Genomic DNA, 13,451 nt, shown 5'->3' with positions numbered 1-13,451 from the left:
GCATCGCAAGGGCATGATTGCAAATACGCATCCTGCGAAAACCTGCCGCCATGCCTGCAAAACAACCGATTATCGCACCTATCGGTATCGGATCCTCGTGCCGATATGATTTTCAACGATCGAACAAAAACCGCTCGAGCCCACCGTTTGGACTCTGGGAAAATAAGTCTTTGAACAATTTTGAAACAATACGTGGGCGCAAACCGGCTCTCTCGTCGATCAGCACCACCGAGAACTTTTTTATCTCGATGGTGATCGTGCCCACATCGTCGCTGCGACGATACTTCCACGAATCGAGCGAATTGAATCCGTTCTGTATTGCCCATGCAGCAATAGTCTGCGCCGTCATGACGTGTCCCATTGCGGAGATCAAGGCGCCCACGCGCGTCTTCAAATCACTCCGCTACTTGGTGAATAGCTTGGATGAATCACGGAGATCCAGCACCAAATTGATTGGACCGCAAATTGTCCGAGCGTTGTTGCAAGTCGGACTCACATCTTTGTCTTGGCTGGTTATCTTGCCCCGGCTGTGGCTTACACCATCGCGACAGTACCACCGTACCGACCAAAGGATAATCTCACCCCGAAAATGCCGCCACTTGAAATCGCTCTTCAAAAATCTCGCTAAAAATTACCAGCCCTCATCGAGCGTCAGCGAGATTTTTGCAATCAAAGCCATATTGGCCGCCTTCCACTCCAACGAGGGGAAGGCTAGCGCCATCGTCACGATGTCCTAAAACTCCTCCCATTCCGTTTCTTTTGCAGATAGAGCTGCGGATCCGTATGTCGCGAGAATAGTTGGAGCATTGCGCAGTTTGCGCCCTTGGGCAGGAGGCGCTGCAGACTGGATTGCATGTCTTGTTGATACCGCCGTGCGAGCCATGACATCATCGAACTTGAATTGATCAAGAAGCTCAAAGAGCGCAGCGGCTTCGCGTGCGAGGCTGTGGCTTGCGGCGGTCTGTTCTTCGACCATTGCTGCATTCTGCTGAGTGCCTTGATCGACCATGTTTACGGCTTGGTTGATCTCCGCAAGCGCAGTCGACTGTTCGCGTGCGGCTTCTACGATAGCGACCACATTGGTGTCGATCGCATGTACCTGGGTAGCGATCTCTTGCAGAGCGGATCCCGCTTTGGTCACGAGCGAAACACCGCTCTGGACATGGCCGCCGGATGCTGTGATCAAAGCCTTTATCTCCTTAGCGGCCGTCGCAGACCGTTGTGCCAGCTCGCGAACCTCCTGAGCCACGACTGCAAAACCCTTGCCGGCCTCACCTGCGCGCGCTGCCTCAACTCCAGCATTAAGGGCGAGAAGGTTTGTTTGAAAGGCGATCTCATCGATGACCCCGATGATGTTTGAGATTTCGCGCGATGAAGCCTCGATTTGATCCATAGCGCCAATGGCGTCACGCACCACCGCGCCGGAATGCTCAGCATGCTCGCGCGTCCGGGTGACCAACCGACCAGCCTCTTCGGCCCGATGGCTCGAATCTTTTACTGTCGTGGTAATCTCTTCCAGTGCGGCAGCCGTCTGCTCGATGGACGCAGCCTGTTGCTCAGTACGCTTGGCGAGGTCGTCGGCGGCAGCTTGGACCTGATTTGAACCGGATGAAATGGCCTGTGCATTGTCTGCTACAGTTGACATGGCCCGCTTCAGTTTTTCGGAGGCTTCATTGAAATCCGTCCGCAACCGCTCTAGCGAAGCGATAAATGGCTTCTCAATCCTTTGCGATAGATCACCGTCCGCCAGGTTGGTCAGGCAATTCGCCAGTGCTTCGACATTCTCGACGCGGCCGGTGACATCCGTTGCAAATTTAACGACCTTGAAAACCTTCCCATTGAGATCGAAGATCGGATTATAGGATGCTTGAATAAAAACCTTGCGACCGCCTTTGCCGATCCGCATGAATTCGTCGGCAACGAACTCGCCGGCGCTGAGCCTGGCCCAAAATTGTCGATAATCGCTGGTTCCCGTGTAGGCCGGTTCACAGAACATTGAGTGGTGCCTGCCCTGTATCTCTGCAAGTGTATAACCGAGTGCTGACAAGAAATTGTCATTGGCAGTCAGCACATCACCGGTCGGCGTGAACTCGATGATGGCCTGCGCTCGCGACAAGGCCTCTATCTTTCCGGCATCTTCAGCCGTTTTCAGCTTCTGAGCTGTGATGTCGGTCGCGATCTTGATGACCTTGATAGGTTTGCCTCGGCGAAAGACTGGATTATAAGACGCCTCGATCCAGACTTCTTTGCCTCCTTTGCCAACGCGCTTGTATTGTCGTTGATCAAAATTGCCGGCGGCCAACTTGGCCCAGAAAGTCTTGTAGTCTGGGGATTGCGCATAGCTCCGCTCTACGAACATGCTATGATGTTTGCCGACAATCTCTGTGAGATCATAGCCAAGTGCACGGCAGAAGTTTTCGTTCGCGGTCAGAATTCGGCCCGTCAGATCGAACTCGATCATGGCTTGCGACTTTGACAGAGCAGCAAGTGCTGCAAGAGCGTTGGCACCACGACTTAGAATATTCACGTCCAATCCTCCGTTGGATGAATGCGGTTAGAGCCGAGCCGCAGGTGAATATTCGCACTGTCCCATTAATTGATGTTTAATTGTAATTTCGGTGTTCATCGGATCGAGCAGAGCTTCGAAACGTTACGCACTCTGGCGGCCTAATAATTCAGTCGATGGCGCCATTGATTATCATCCGCGACACGAACGTTTTCAAAAGGTCTGATGATACAGACAAATATCGAGAACTGCCTCGGGCATGTCATCGATCTGCGCGGCTATCTCATAGCCTCGTTTGGGGTGGGTTCGGATGATAGCAAGTTCTTGCACCGTTAGTTGGCCGGGCTTTCGCGAAAGATCGACGGACAAGGCCGTCTTGCCAAGATCATGAACAAGGCCACCCAAGCCTAACAACCGTATTGCATCCTCACCCATCGCAAGGCTGCGACCGAACGTGACCATCAACGCACTCACGGCGTCGGATTTGCCGAGCGTAAGGGTACCGCGTTCCAATTCGTCCCGGCGCATTAGCGCCGATGGTCCTCGTTGTCGGGGCTTTCCGATATCTTCCGCTGGAAGCTGCGGAGCTTCGACAGAAACATTTCCGGCTCGTCGAAGTGATCGCTTTGACGCGCTGCCACCTCCCTTCGCTGCATCTCCTGCCCCTGCGGGCCGGCAGCTCAAGGCTGTTGATGAGATCGGCCGTGACGCGATGGCATCGCTCACGCCCTTCCTTCAGGCAATAGGCGGTAACCGGAGTCAGAGCTGTCGCGGTCGCGGCATAGGGCGTCCCCGTGATCATGCCCCAGATATGGTCCGGCAAGATCGGATCGGCGGCCGACACATGGGTTTGATCTCGCGCAAGGCGAGATGAACGACCCGCGGTATATTTACGTGTCATATGACTTGAAGAGGACACATCATGATCGGGTGGCTCGTTCGCATACTTATGTTGGGTGCCGGTATTGTCGCCGGTTGGTTCGTGCCGCGCGATCAGCTCGGTTACACGATCGTTCAGTTCGTCGTTCTGCTGTTGCTGGTTCTGGTGATATCGGTTGTGGTGCTGTATTTTCCAATTCACCGTGGACGCACCAAGCGTCCTCCGCCCAAGAACCTGAATGACGGCTAGCCGAGTTGGTCGGCCCAGGAATTCCCAAGATGGGGTAAATCAGGATTCGGTCCAGGGATGGCAAAGAAACGGATCTCCTCCCCCCGAGCATGCCGAGTCCGAAACGCTATCATCTCCCCTTGGTCGAATAGGCAAACCGAAGGTCAGATAATCCGCCTGAAACTCATCAAGCGTCACATGTACAGACGTGCAAAGCTCGATCTTCGGCAGGCGCGATTAATCGGCGCAACATGGGAGCTCCGCTTGAGCAATGGCCAACGCTCGGCTATGCGGCGGCGCTCGAGCACCAAATGTGAAACACCGGCCTTGCTCAGATGTTCACTCATGGCAACACCGGCCTGGCCGGCACCGACAACGAGCGTGTCCACGACTTCAACTGGCATGGCACTGTCCTTTTCCCCATCAGGGCTAGTTTGCTTGTTCTCCTGGCAGCTGTAGTGCACGTGCCCGGTATAGAAAATTACGTTTTCGTTTTGCAGTGATTAGGCTGGCACTAATCACGGAGGAAGGAGGACCTGCTCATGGCACCAGCAGGGTGGCCGTGTGTTTATCAACGGCGCGCCGCATGACCCCTGGCACCCTTCGGCGGCTTCAAGCAATCGGCTTCGGACGGGAATTCGGCGTCTTCAGGCTGGAGGCTTTTCTCGAACCCCGCGCCCCGCTTGCCTGAAGACAGAAGGCCGCGGAGCTACAGGGCTGCGCGGCCTGATATTCAGTTATCTCCGAGGACCTTGCGGTCGAGGAAGTCGTGGATCATCGGCGCCATGACATCCAGCTTATCTTCCAGCGCAAAATGCCCGGTATCCAGAAGGTGCATCTCAGCGTCCGGAAGATCACGAAGATAGGGATGCGCGCCGTCTGCCGGAAAGATCTTGTCATTCTTGCCCCAGACAATAAGGGTCGGCGGCTTGCGTTCGCGGAAGAAGGCCTGGAACTGCGGGTAGAGCGGCACGTTCGTGCGGTAGTCATAGAAAAGATCGAGTTGGATATCCTTGTTGCCGGGACGGTCGAGCAGTGCTTGATCGTGAACCCAGTTGTCGGGGCTGATGCGGCTCAGATCGCTCATGCCGTCCGTGTACTGGAACTTTGTTGTTTCCAGGGTTACAAGGCCAGAAAGCGCCTCGCGACTGTTCTTAGAGCCATCGGCCCAATATTTCTTGATCGGGTCCCAGAATGCCGTGAGACCTTCCTCATAGGCATTTCCGTTCTGCACGACGAGGGCGCTGACGCGATCGGGATGTTTCAGGGCGAGGCGGTAGCCGACCGGGGCGCCGTAGTCCATGACATACAAGGCGTATTTTTTCGCACCGAGCTTGTCGAGCAATCCATCGACGAGATCGGCATAGTGACCGAATGTGTAGGCGAATTTTGTGTGGTCCGGAGCGTCGCTCTCGCCGAAGCCCGGATAGTCCGGAGCGATAACCCGATAACGATCGGCAAGCAGCGGGATCAGATTGCGGAACATGTGTGAAGACGTCGGGAAACCATGCAGCAGTAAGAGCACCGGACCGTCCTTCGGACCCGCCTCACGATAAAAGATGTTCACACCGTCGACCGCAACGGTGCGGTAGTGGACGGTAACCGCAGCTTGCTGGATGGCTGTTGGCGTTTCAGCTGTTGCCGCTGCGGCCATGGACAGGGGAGCGAAGCTTGCGGTCGCGAGCAGCAGGGTCAAGATCAGACGTTTCATGGCGGGTCTCCTTCGGGTTTGTGCGCCAGCACCGACTGGCTTGGAGACCAACATATCCAGCGTCGCGAAAACGATAATCCGTTCAATGCGGAAGTGATAATTGCGGTGGATGTAACAATCACTTCAGTTCACGAAAACTTGGACCTACTGGCCAGTTGCTGCATCCGAGCCAATTTTTCCCCTGAACGACCGCCCCCAGTCCCGCATGGCCAACATGACGGGTGTTAGCGTTTTGCCGAACTCGGACAGGGCATACTCCACTCTAGGCGGGACCTCCGCGAAGACCGTGCGCTCGACAATCCCATCCGCTTCAAGTTGTCGAAGCTGGATTGTCAGAGAGCGTTGGCTGGGATCTCCCACTAGGCGCCGCAGTTCGCCAAACCGGCGGGGGCCATCCAGGAGCCGGAAGATAATCATCGGCTTCCACTTTCCACCGAGCACATCGACGGTGATTTCCACCGCACATCGATCGATGACATCCATAACGAAGATCCAAGAGTGTACTTTTTATACCTATAGGCAAAAATATTGCCTACTTGCAACACGATGATCAGCCTCGGTAGGTGGACGGCATATCGAACGAGAGGAATCTGCCCATGAGAGCTGCATTTTACGACCGGCAGGGTTCAGCCCGGGACGTCCTGCAAATCGGCTTTCTGCCCGATCCCGAACCACAGTGCGGCGAAGTGCGGGTCAAGGTAGCAGTATCCGGTCTCAATCCGTCGGATGTAAAAAACCGCACCGGCTTTACCGGAGCGCCAATGCCCTTTGCCCGTATCGTCCCCCATCAGGATGCCGCGGGAACAATCGACAAGGTCGGGCCAGGCGTGCCGAACACCCTCATCGGTGAACGGGTGTGGGTGTACAAAGCACAGACCGGCAAGGCATTCGGATCTGCCGCCGAATACGTGGTTGTGCCCGCCGCTCATGTGGTAAGGCTTGCGGATTCTGTCTCATTCGACACCGGTGCGTGTCTTGGCGTCGCTGCCATGACCGCGCATCGCTGCCTGTTCGCGGATGGTGATCTTCGAGGCAAGCGCGTGTTGGTCCAGGGAGGTGCGGGCGCCGTCGGTAACGCAGCCATTCTTCTTGCCAAATGGGCAGGCGCCTGGGTGGCCGCGACGGTCGGGCGCGACGAGCAGGCCGAGGTCGCCGGCGCCGCAGGTGCTGACCTGGTCATCAACCGGCATGAGGAAAACATCGCCGAAAAAGTCAAAGCGGCAACCAACGGCCAGGGCGTCGAGCGCATCGTCGATGTCGATCTCGTGGCCAATATCGACATTGCGGTCGCGTGCCTCGCTCGAGATGGCATTGCCTCGGCCTACGCGACCGAAGATGCGGGGGCGAGGCTCTCGATCCCGTTTATTCCGGCGTTGCGCGGCGGCTTGGCCTTTCGCTTCGTTTATTTCTACACCATGCCCGAGGTGAGCTTGCAAAAGGCGGCTGATGAAATCGCCGCCTGCGCAGCGTCCGGCGCTTACAGACCGACGATTGCCATGAAACTGCCGCTGGACCAGATTGTGGACGCGCATGAAGCCCAGGAAAACGGCAAAACCATCGGGAAAATCTTGATCGAGCTGTGATCGATCATTCCCAGCTCAGTTCAATAACCGGTTTTCTCGTAGGCGTTTGGCTGCCATATCGACGAAAGCCCGAACCTTGGCGGGCGCATGCCGTCCTTCCGGATGGAGAATGTGGATGGGCATTGGCGGCTCTTCATAGTCGCTGAGCACGATCTGCAATTCCCCCGCCATGAGAGCCGGGCCGATCTGGTAGTGCAGGACTCGGGTTAGTCCCCAGCCTGAACGGGCGGCCGTGATGACGGCGTCGTTGGTGTTGCATTGTAGAAGCGGGTCGATGGTCACCCGCTGATCGTTTGCGAAACGCCATTCAGGCGAGGCCCAGGCGCTTGTGGAGGCGGCAACGCGATGATTCTTGAGGTCGGCCGGCGTGGTTGGAACGCCGTGGCTCTCGAAATAACTCGGGGAACCACAAATCACATGCCGTACCGCGCCGACCTTGATCGCGGAGAAACCAGAATCCCGTAGGTGGCCGATGCGAACCGCGACGTCCACCCCTTCTTCGACCATGTTAACGGGGCGATCGATGAACAGGGTCCTGGCGTGGATGGCCGGATAGGCATTCAGGAACTCGGTTACGATGGGCAGCACATACATCTGCCCGAACAATGCCGAGGCGGTGATGGCCAGCGTACCGGTTGGAGTGGCATAGGAGCCACCCGCAGCAGCCTCCGCTTCGGCGATATCCGCCAATATTCGGCGGCAATCCTCGAAATACCGTGTGCCTGCCTCGGTCATCTTGACGGAGCGTGTGGTGCGAACGAACAGGCGGGCGCCAATGAGATCTTCAAGCGCTGCGACCGCGCGGGTGACCGCCGGTGCACTCATGTGCATGTGGCGCGCGGTATCCGCAAAACTTCCGGTCTCCGCAACTTTGGCGAAAATCCGCATTGCCTGCCATCGATCCATTCGCCCCTCAAAGATTGCTCGTTGCTCTCACGCGACCGTCGGCCGGAAATGTATCAATCCCGAAACAGATCGAGCAAGACCATTTCGAGATTGATACCAATGACATGACTGGAAATGTCACGAAAGCTTGGCGGTTGCTATGCGGATCGCAACAGAGATCGGCCCCTATACGACACCACCAGTTTTTCGATGTCGGCGTAGGTTTGGGCGTCGATACCGGCTTTCGAGGCCCGCTCGCGGTGCTTGGCGGTTGGTTCGAGCGCCACGGCTATCGCTCTGGAGAGCTGAAAATCGAAGCTCGAGCCCTTGCGGGCCATATCGATTTCAGCCCCAGTCATGCCGAGCGCCTTGGCGTCTTTTTCCTGCTGTTGGACAAAAATGGGATCGCCGCGTCCGGCGGTAAGCGCGAGCTCGATCGACAGCCGTGCCCGCACATCAAGCTTGAACCCTGCCATGGTGGCGGCCTCCTTGATCTGGACCCGGCGTTAGAAGCCGAAGTCGCTGAGGCCCGGGTGATCGTCCGGCCGGCGACCGAGCGGCCAGCGGAACTTGCGCTCGGCTTCCGCAATTGGATGCTCATTGATGCTTGCATGGCGCGCGCGCATCAGCCCGTCCTCTGCGAACTCCCAGTTCTCGTTGCCGTAGGCCCGAAACCACTGGCCACTGTCGTCACGGTACTCGTAAGCATAGCGAACGGCGATACGGTTGCCTTGGAAGGCCCAAATCTCCTTGATCAGACGATAGTCGAGCTCCCGGTTCCACTTGCGCGTCAGGAAGGCTTCAGCCTCGGCGCGGCTGGTAACGAACTCGGCGCGATTGCGCCAGCGCGTATCGACGGTGTAGGCCTGCGCCACCTTGGCGGGATCGCGGCTGTTCCAGCCGTCTTCGGCAAGGCGAACCTTCTCGATGGCAGTCTGTTCATTGAATGGAGGAAGTGGTGGACGAGACATGATTGAACTCCTTGTTCGTGGGTAACGATGGCAGGGTGGTCGCAGGCGGGCGACCCCCCGTACGCGGGTCATGCCGCCAGGCGGTCAATACGTGGAAAATCGATCTCGGTACCGAGCGCTTCGTTGACATAGTTGGTGAAAGTGTTCAGCGCGACGTGCGCGATAATTTCCAGGATTTCCGCATCGCTGTAGCCGGCAGCGCGGACTTTTTCGACTTCGACCGGAGCCACGGAGCCACGGGCATCAACCACCGCGCGGGCGAATTCGACGGCGGCAGCAGCCTTCGGGTCATTCGAGGTGCCACGGCGGTTCGCGTCAATCTCGTTTTCATCGAGCTTGGCGAATTTTGTGGCGGTGTAGGTGTGTGCGGACAGGCAGTAATCGCAGCCATTGGCCTCGGCCATGGTGAGCGCAATCCGCTCGCGGGTGGCTGGGGCAAGCTTGCCCTTCGCCAATGCGCTCTGAAGGCCCGTCAGGCCGTTCAAAGCGGCCGTGCTGTTTGAGACCAGACGGAAGATATTCGGCACGGAGCCGATCTGCTTCTGGATGGTTTCAAGTATAGGACGGGACGCTTCCGGTGCATCATTGATCGTGGCGGGTGTGGGAATATGTGACATTTCTATCTCCTTGATTTGGTTGCGAAAGGCTGTCCCTTCCTCATAATGAGGATGCTCTGGTATTGCCTTGTGGTGAACGTCGAAAAGGCGGAAGATACTCTTGCGTCAAGCGCATCAATGCGGCGTGTCAGAGTTCGAGCTGGATGCGGTTTTCTTCATCAGTCTCCTGCTGTGCCGGAACGGCGCAGCACAGCAGCACTTCGCCTTCGCTAATCGCTGCCGTCGGTTCCTTGACGTAGGTCACCGCGCCCTTGGTGAGCCTTGTGCGGCATGTTCCGCACGTGCCCTCCCGGCAGCTGAATTCCGGGTTCAGGCCGCGGGATTCCGCCAGCTCCAGCAGCGTGCCGGCTTCAGGCGTCCAGCGCGCTTCCTTCATCGATCCCATGAAGGCGACGGGCACTGGCCTGGTAGATGGTGGCCGGCGCGCGGGAACAGCCACTCCGGCGTCGAGGGTTCGTTTCAAGGAGGACGGGCCGAACGCCTCTGCGTGAATCCGGCCATCGGCGATATTGTAGCCTCGCAGCCCGTCATAGAGCGCCTGGGTGAACTGTGGTGGCCCGCAGACGTAGAAATCATAATCGTTGAACGGCAAGTGGCGGGACAGGAGCACCATGTCGATGTGCCCGATCGCATCGTAGTCAGCGAATTCTTCAGCACCGTTTGCGTCGCTCAAGACCCGGATCAGCTTGACGGCACCCTGCGCCGCATTGACAAGCTCGGCGAGTTCCCGGTCGAACGGGCGCTCCCGCCTAGACCGGGCCGCATGAAAAAGAATGACAGGCCTGATGCGCTGCTTGCGCAACCCCTCGTAAACGACGTGGCGCAGCATGGCGAGCATGGGTGTGATCCCGACGCCACCGGCGAGCAGTACGGCCGGGCGGGTCGCGCGGGCATCGATGGTGAAATCGCCGGCCGGCGCCCGCGCTTCGATCGTATCGCCGACGCGGATGATGTCGTGCAGATACTGGGACACCAGTCCCTCGCGCTTGACGCTGATGCGGTAGATGCCATCGGATGGAGCCGCAGACAGGGTATAGGTTCGGATAACCGGCTTGTCGGCGCCTGGAATTCCAAGACGGATCGGCAGATGCTGGCCAGCCACGTGCGGCAATAGCCCCGCCCCGTCGCCCGGCTGCAGATGAAACGAGCGGATCGAGGCGCTTTCGTCGACGATCTTCGTTACGGTCAGGATACGCCACTGGGTGGCAAGCTCCGCCGCACGCAGCCGGTCGGCGGCCTGCGCCCAGTCGCCGGTCATCAGCGAATTGGCCGACCATCCATTTTCCCTGAAGGTCCAGCGCAGCGCGAGTGCGTTGCGCCGGCGAACGATCCGGCGGGCCTTGAAGGTCCATAGTCGTTCAGCGCCCTGGAAGGCGGCGATCTCCGGCGAGTCGAGGATTACTTCGGCGTCGCCCGACATCTGCAGCATGTCGCCATTTGCATAATCGACGAAGAGAAGCCCGGCCTTGCCATTTAGCAGGATGTTGCCGAGCGTAGAAAAAAAGAGATTGCCATCGAAATCCGGAATTGTCAGTGTCCCATCCGCGGCAATGCGAACGAAGCCAGCCTTGCCACCCCGGTGGGACACATCGACCTGACGGCGATCTTCGCGATCGACATAGGACGCCACGAAAAACGCATCTGCCGCTGTAACCATCGACCGCGCTTCAGCATCCAGTGCCGGCAGGTGCTCGACCGAGCCTGCGTATGGCTGGCCTGGCTCACGCACGAATTCGAATTCACGCAGCTGGATATAGCGTGGGCAGTTTCCAAAACTCTGGTCGACATCGACACAGACGCCCTCCGGTGAGCGGTAGACGATCCCGTTCATGCGGTTGCGACGCCGTGTGTGCATTTCCATGCCGAGCAAGCCGATCGGCTGTCCGTCCGAAACGCCTTCGCTTGCAGGATCGCTGGCATCGCTTCGGGCCGCGATCTCCAGAATGGTTGATGAAGGAGATGACATAAAGCCGGGGCGCCCTTCGAGGAAAGTTGCCCACGCATCGCCGCTTCCATCGACGCTGCCCAATACGATAAAGGGCAGCTGAGCATAGAAGTCGCGGTGTTGTTCCGGCATGAAATCACGGATAACGCGCTGACCGACGGCGGCCATACGCTCAGCGACGCCAACCTTCTCCTGAATGAAGGTCTCACCTTCGTGCCAGACCGGCAGTGTCTTCAACATATCGCCCATGTTCCGTCTCCCAAAAAAGAAGCACCGGGCGCGCGCCGTTGCACGCCCGGATCTCGCCTTCAAGCAGCCGCAAGGCCAACCGGCGTTTGAACGAAGGGGACGAAGCCCGGCAGGGCTTCGACACGGCGCAGATAAGCGTCGACCGCCGGATAGGCTGAAAGATCGACATTGCCTTCAGGCGCCCTGGCCACATAGCTGTAGATCGCCACATCCGCGATCGTCGGACCGGCACCAACCAGCCATTGGCGATCGGCCAGATGGCCTTCGAGCCTGCCGAGCAGCGTGTGGGCACGACCGATCACTTCTTCAGGATTGAACTTGGCGCCAAAGACGGTGATCAGCCGTGCGGCTGCCGGACCGTAAGCGACTTCGCCGGCGGAAACCGACAGCCAACGCTGGACGGCGGCAGAGCCCTGCGCGTCCTCTGGAAGCCAATCGGTGCGGGATGCCTTTTTGGCGAGATAGACCAGAATGGCATTGCTGTCCGAGATGACAACATCGCCGTCTACGAGCACCGGCACCTGGCCGAACGGGTTCAGCTTCAGGAATTCCGGCTTCTTGTGCGCGCCGGCCTTCAGATCGACCTCGACGAGTTCGTGCGGCAATCCAAGCAGCGAGACGAAGAGGCAAGCCCGGTGCGAATGTCCCGACAAGGGATGGTGATAAAGTTTCATGATGCGCTCCTGCGAAATTGTTGGACGGGTTCACTCCCAATCCGCATCTCGAAGGTGCCTCAACCGGTTGCCGATGAGAACGGCCGCGTTTCGCAGTTCATAATTACGGCTGACGCAATAATCACCGGCGACTGCGCGGCTGTCATTCGCGCAGAGTCGACGGGAGCCGTCGGGTCGGTGGTAAGCAGCACCAGGTCCGCATCCAAAATGGGCGGCAACCGCCCTATCTCCACTGCCCATCCGAGCATCGTCATGCTGAAGCACGAAGACTGGCGCGGTCAGCAGAAGATCACGGATCTGCGCGACGACGAAACGAATGGATGCCGCCGCGTCTCCATTCCGTGCGGCAATGGCGGCGGGTTCCTGAGGGAAGACCTGCGCCGGGCTGTCTCCCGCTCATGCCTGATCCGTCCCGGACTTACGCCTTGGTGGCGTTCTGTGCAGCCTCGAAGACTTCGCGCGCGGACGTCGTACCCGCTACGTGCTCTATCCCCTCGGCTCCGAGGTCCATCCATCCTGCATTCACGGCCTCAAACATTTCTTCGGCGGGTCCGGTGCGGCCCTTCGGGATACCCAATTGCTCGAACGCTTCCGCCCACCCAGCACGCGGAATTGCAAAGGCTTTCACGTCGAGTTTCAGGACTTCACCCAATTGCTCTGCGACTTCATCCGCGCTGACCATCGAACCAAGCTCGATGACGCGCTGTCCTGACCAGGCTGGCACGGTCAAAAGCGTTGCGACCTCCGCGCCGATGTCGGTCGTCGCGACCATGGTCGATTTCCGGTCTGTCGGATTGTAGTACACCGGTAGCGTTCCGCCCTGGGCGACGTGCAAGCCATAAAGGAAGTTTTCGAAGAATCCGCCAGCGCGCACAAAGGTGACCGGAGACGTCAAGTTGCGAAAGCCCTGCTCCAGAAGCGACAAGGCCGTGATCATCCCGAGTCCGCTGGTCCTGTCCGCACCCATCGATGAAAGCGCGACTGGGAGGCGTCACTCGGCATCCAGCGCAGTTGGTGGGATTAGAACCTTCGGCACCGCCTGCGAGTGACTAATCCTTTGAAGTAACTAATCCTTTGAGTCGGCAGTCCTCTGCTAAACCAATGCCTCTAGAGCAGATCTTGTTCATTCCGGGTCATATCCAGCGGCCCTGAAGTAGTTTGCGCATTCCGCCGGAGTGAAGCGGGGTAGCAGAGCGCCGACT

14 protein-coding genes and 2 pseudogenes are annotated in these 13,451 nt (G+C 58.2%); 2 read left to right on the top strand and 14 right to left on the bottom strand.

The window, feature by feature from the left end:
* Window positions 1–112 precede the first annotated feature (112 nt).
* The 4 genes and pseudogenes from FHT29_RS21865 to FHT29_RS21855 form a co-directional block, all read right to left on the bottom strand.
* Window positions 113–349, bottom strand: a complete 237-nt coding sequence (locus tag FHT29_RS21865) for a hypothetical protein (protein ID WP_037199530.1) — start codon at window positions 347–349, stop codon at window positions 113–115.
* Between the two features lie 180 nt (window positions 350–529).
* Window positions 530–616: pseudogene (locus FHT29_RS34540) on the bottom strand (IS6 family transposase); the annotation flags it as partial.
* Window positions 617–733: 117 nt separating this feature from the next.
* Window positions 734–2,527: a PAS domain-containing methyl-accepting chemotaxis protein gene (locus FHT29_RS21860; RefSeq protein WP_037199392.1), complete on the bottom strand. Its 1,794-nt coding sequence runs from the start codon at window positions 2,525–2,527 to the stop codon at window positions 734–736.
* 192 nt (window positions 2,528–2,719) lie between these two features.
* Window positions 2,720–3,034, bottom strand: a complete 315-nt coding sequence (locus FHT29_RS21855) for an HD domain-containing phosphohydrolase (RefSeq protein ID WP_052224408.1) — start codon at window positions 3,032–3,034, stop codon at window positions 2,720–2,722.
* Window positions 3,035–3,428: 394 nt separating this feature from the next.
* Between FHT29_RS21855 and FHT29_RS21850 the strand changes: the two genes are divergently transcribed.
* A complete protein-coding gene (locus FHT29_RS21850) occupies window positions 3,429–3,635 on the top strand; it encodes a hypothetical protein (RefSeq protein WP_081999673.1) in 207 nt (68 codons plus the stop codon).
* 254 nt (window positions 3,636–3,889) lie between these two features.
* Here the strand turns inward: FHT29_RS21850 and FHT29_RS21845 are convergent.
* From FHT29_RS21845 to FHT29_RS21830, 3 genes and pseudogenes are all read right to left on the bottom strand, one after another.
* Window positions 3,890–4,018 (bottom strand): annotated as a pseudogene (locus tag FHT29_RS21845) (FAD-dependent monooxygenase); the annotation flags it as partial.
* Window positions 4,019–4,347: 329 nt separating this feature from the next.
* The gene (locus FHT29_RS21835) at window positions 4,348–5,325 is read right to left on the bottom strand and encodes an alpha/beta hydrolase (protein WP_168600125.1); all 978 of its coding nucleotides are present in this window, start codon (window positions 5,323–5,325) and stop codon (window positions 4,348–4,350) included.
* A gap of 144 nt (window positions 5,326–5,469) precedes the next feature.
* Window positions 5,470–5,808 (bottom strand): helix-turn-helix domain-containing protein, encoded by a 339-nt coding sequence (locus FHT29_RS21830; protein WP_047640736.1) that lies wholly within the window; start codon window positions 5,806–5,808, stop codon window positions 5,470–5,472.
* 113 nt (window positions 5,809–5,921) lie between these two features.
* On the opposite strand from FHT29_RS21830, the gene FHT29_RS21825 reads away from it, so the two are divergent.
* Window positions 5,922–6,908, top strand: coding sequence for an NADPH:quinone reductase (locus FHT29_RS21825; protein WP_047640737.1), 987 nt, complete (start codon window positions 5,922–5,924; stop codon window positions 6,906–6,908).
* Window positions 6,909–6,923: 15 nt separating this feature from the next.
* On the opposite strand, the gene FHT29_RS21820 is transcribed toward FHT29_RS21825, so the two are convergent.
* From FHT29_RS21820 to FHT29_RS21790, 7 genes are all read right to left on the bottom strand, one after another.
* The gene (locus tag FHT29_RS21820) at window positions 6,924–7,814 is read right to left on the bottom strand and encodes a LysR family transcriptional regulator (protein ID WP_037199408.1); all 891 of its coding nucleotides are present in this window, start codon (window positions 7,812–7,814) and stop codon (window positions 6,924–6,926) included.
* 137 nt (window positions 7,815–7,951) lie between these two features.
* Entirely contained in the window at window positions 7,952–8,269 is a 318-nt protein-coding gene (locus tag FHT29_RS21815; protein WP_234903985.1) for a hypothetical protein, read from the bottom strand.
* Between the two features lie 30 nt (window positions 8,270–8,299).
* Entirely contained in the window at window positions 8,300–8,764 is a 465-nt protein-coding gene (locus tag FHT29_RS21810) for a DUF1348 family protein (RefSeq protein WP_037199410.1), read from the bottom strand.
* A 68-nt stretch (window positions 8,765–8,832) separates the two neighbouring features.
* Complete coding sequence (locus tag FHT29_RS21805; protein WP_047640739.1) at window positions 8,833–9,381, bottom strand: peroxidase-related enzyme; 549 nt, start codon at window positions 9,379–9,381, stop codon at window positions 8,833–8,835.
* Between the two features lie 127 nt (window positions 9,382–9,508).
* Window positions 9,509–11,575 carry a pyridoxamine 5'-phosphate oxidase family protein gene (locus tag FHT29_RS21800; RefSeq protein WP_168600124.1) on the bottom strand — a complete coding sequence of 689 codons (2,067 nt, stop codon included), beginning with the start codon at window positions 11,573–11,575 and terminating at the stop codon, window positions 9,509–9,511.
* 59 nt (window positions 11,576–11,634) lie between these two features.
* Entirely contained in the window at window positions 11,635–12,249 is a 615-nt protein-coding gene (locus tag FHT29_RS21795; RefSeq protein WP_037199415.1) for a glutathione S-transferase, read from the bottom strand.
* A gap of 418 nt (window positions 12,250–12,667) precedes the next feature.
* Window positions 12,668–13,186, bottom strand: a complete 519-nt coding sequence (locus FHT29_RS21790; protein WP_246703088.1) for a hypothetical protein — start codon at window positions 13,184–13,186, stop codon at window positions 12,668–12,670.
* Window positions 13,187–13,451: the final 265 nt, after the last annotated feature.

Source organism: Rhizobium sp. SG741 (assembly GCF_012275435.1).
Lineage (GTDB): Bacteria > Pseudomonadota > Alphaproteobacteria > Rhizobiales > Rhizobiaceae > Rhizobium > Rhizobium lusitanum.
The sequence above is the reverse complement of the archived record's forward strand: the minus strand, read 5'-3'. Positions and strand labels throughout refer to the sequence as shown.

Bases quoted from the DNA above. Each gene is read 5' to 3' on its own strand.
- FHT29_RS21850 (WP_081999673.1), top strand. From the start codon at position 3,429: ATGATCGGGTGGCTCGTTCGCATACTTATGTTGGGTGCCGGTATTGTC.
- FHT29_RS21810 (WP_037199410.1), bottom strand. From the start codon at position 8,764: ATGTCTCGTCCACCACTTCCTCCATTCAATGAACAGACTGCCATCGAG.
- FHT29_RS21835 (WP_168600125.1), bottom strand. From the start codon at position 5,325: ATGAAACGTCTGATCTTGACCCTGCTGCTCGCGACCGCAAGCTTCGCT.
- FHT29_RS21830 (WP_047640736.1), bottom strand. From the start codon at position 5,808: ATGGATGTCATCGATCGATGTGCGGTGGAAATCACCGTCGATGTGCTC.
- FHT29_RS21820 (WP_037199408.1), bottom strand. From the start codon at position 7,814: ATGGATCGATGGCAGGCAATGCGGATTTTCGCCAAAGTTGCGGAGACC.
- FHT29_RS21855 (WP_052224408.1), bottom strand. From the start codon at position 3,034: ATGCGCCGGGACGAATTGGAACGCGGTACCCTTACGCTCGGCAAATCC.
- FHT29_RS21865 (WP_037199530.1), bottom strand. From the start codon at position 349: ATGACGGCGCAGACTATTGCTGCATGGGCAATACAGAACGGATTCAAT.
- FHT29_RS21805 (WP_047640739.1), bottom strand. From the start codon at position 9,381: ATGTCACATATTCCCACACCCGCCACGATCAATGATGCACCGGAAGCG.
- FHT29_RS21795 (WP_037199415.1), bottom strand. From the start codon at position 12,249: ATGAAACTTTATCACCATCCCTTGTCGGGACATTCGCACCGGGCTTGC.
- FHT29_RS21825 (WP_047640737.1), top strand. From the start codon at position 5,922: ATGAGAGCTGCATTTTACGACCGGCAGGGTTCAGCCCGGGACGTCCTG.
- FHT29_RS21800 (WP_168600124.1), bottom strand. From the start codon at position 11,575: ATGGGCGATATGTTGAAGACACTGCCGGTCTGGCACGAAGGTGAGACC.
- FHT29_RS21790 (WP_246703088.1), bottom strand. From the start codon at position 13,186: ATGATCACGGCCTTGTCGCTTCTGGAGCAGGGCTTTCGCAACTTGACG.
- FHT29_RS21815 (WP_234903985.1), bottom strand. From the start codon at position 8,269: ATGGCAGGGTTCAAGCTTGATGTGCGGGCACGGCTGTCGATCGAGCTC.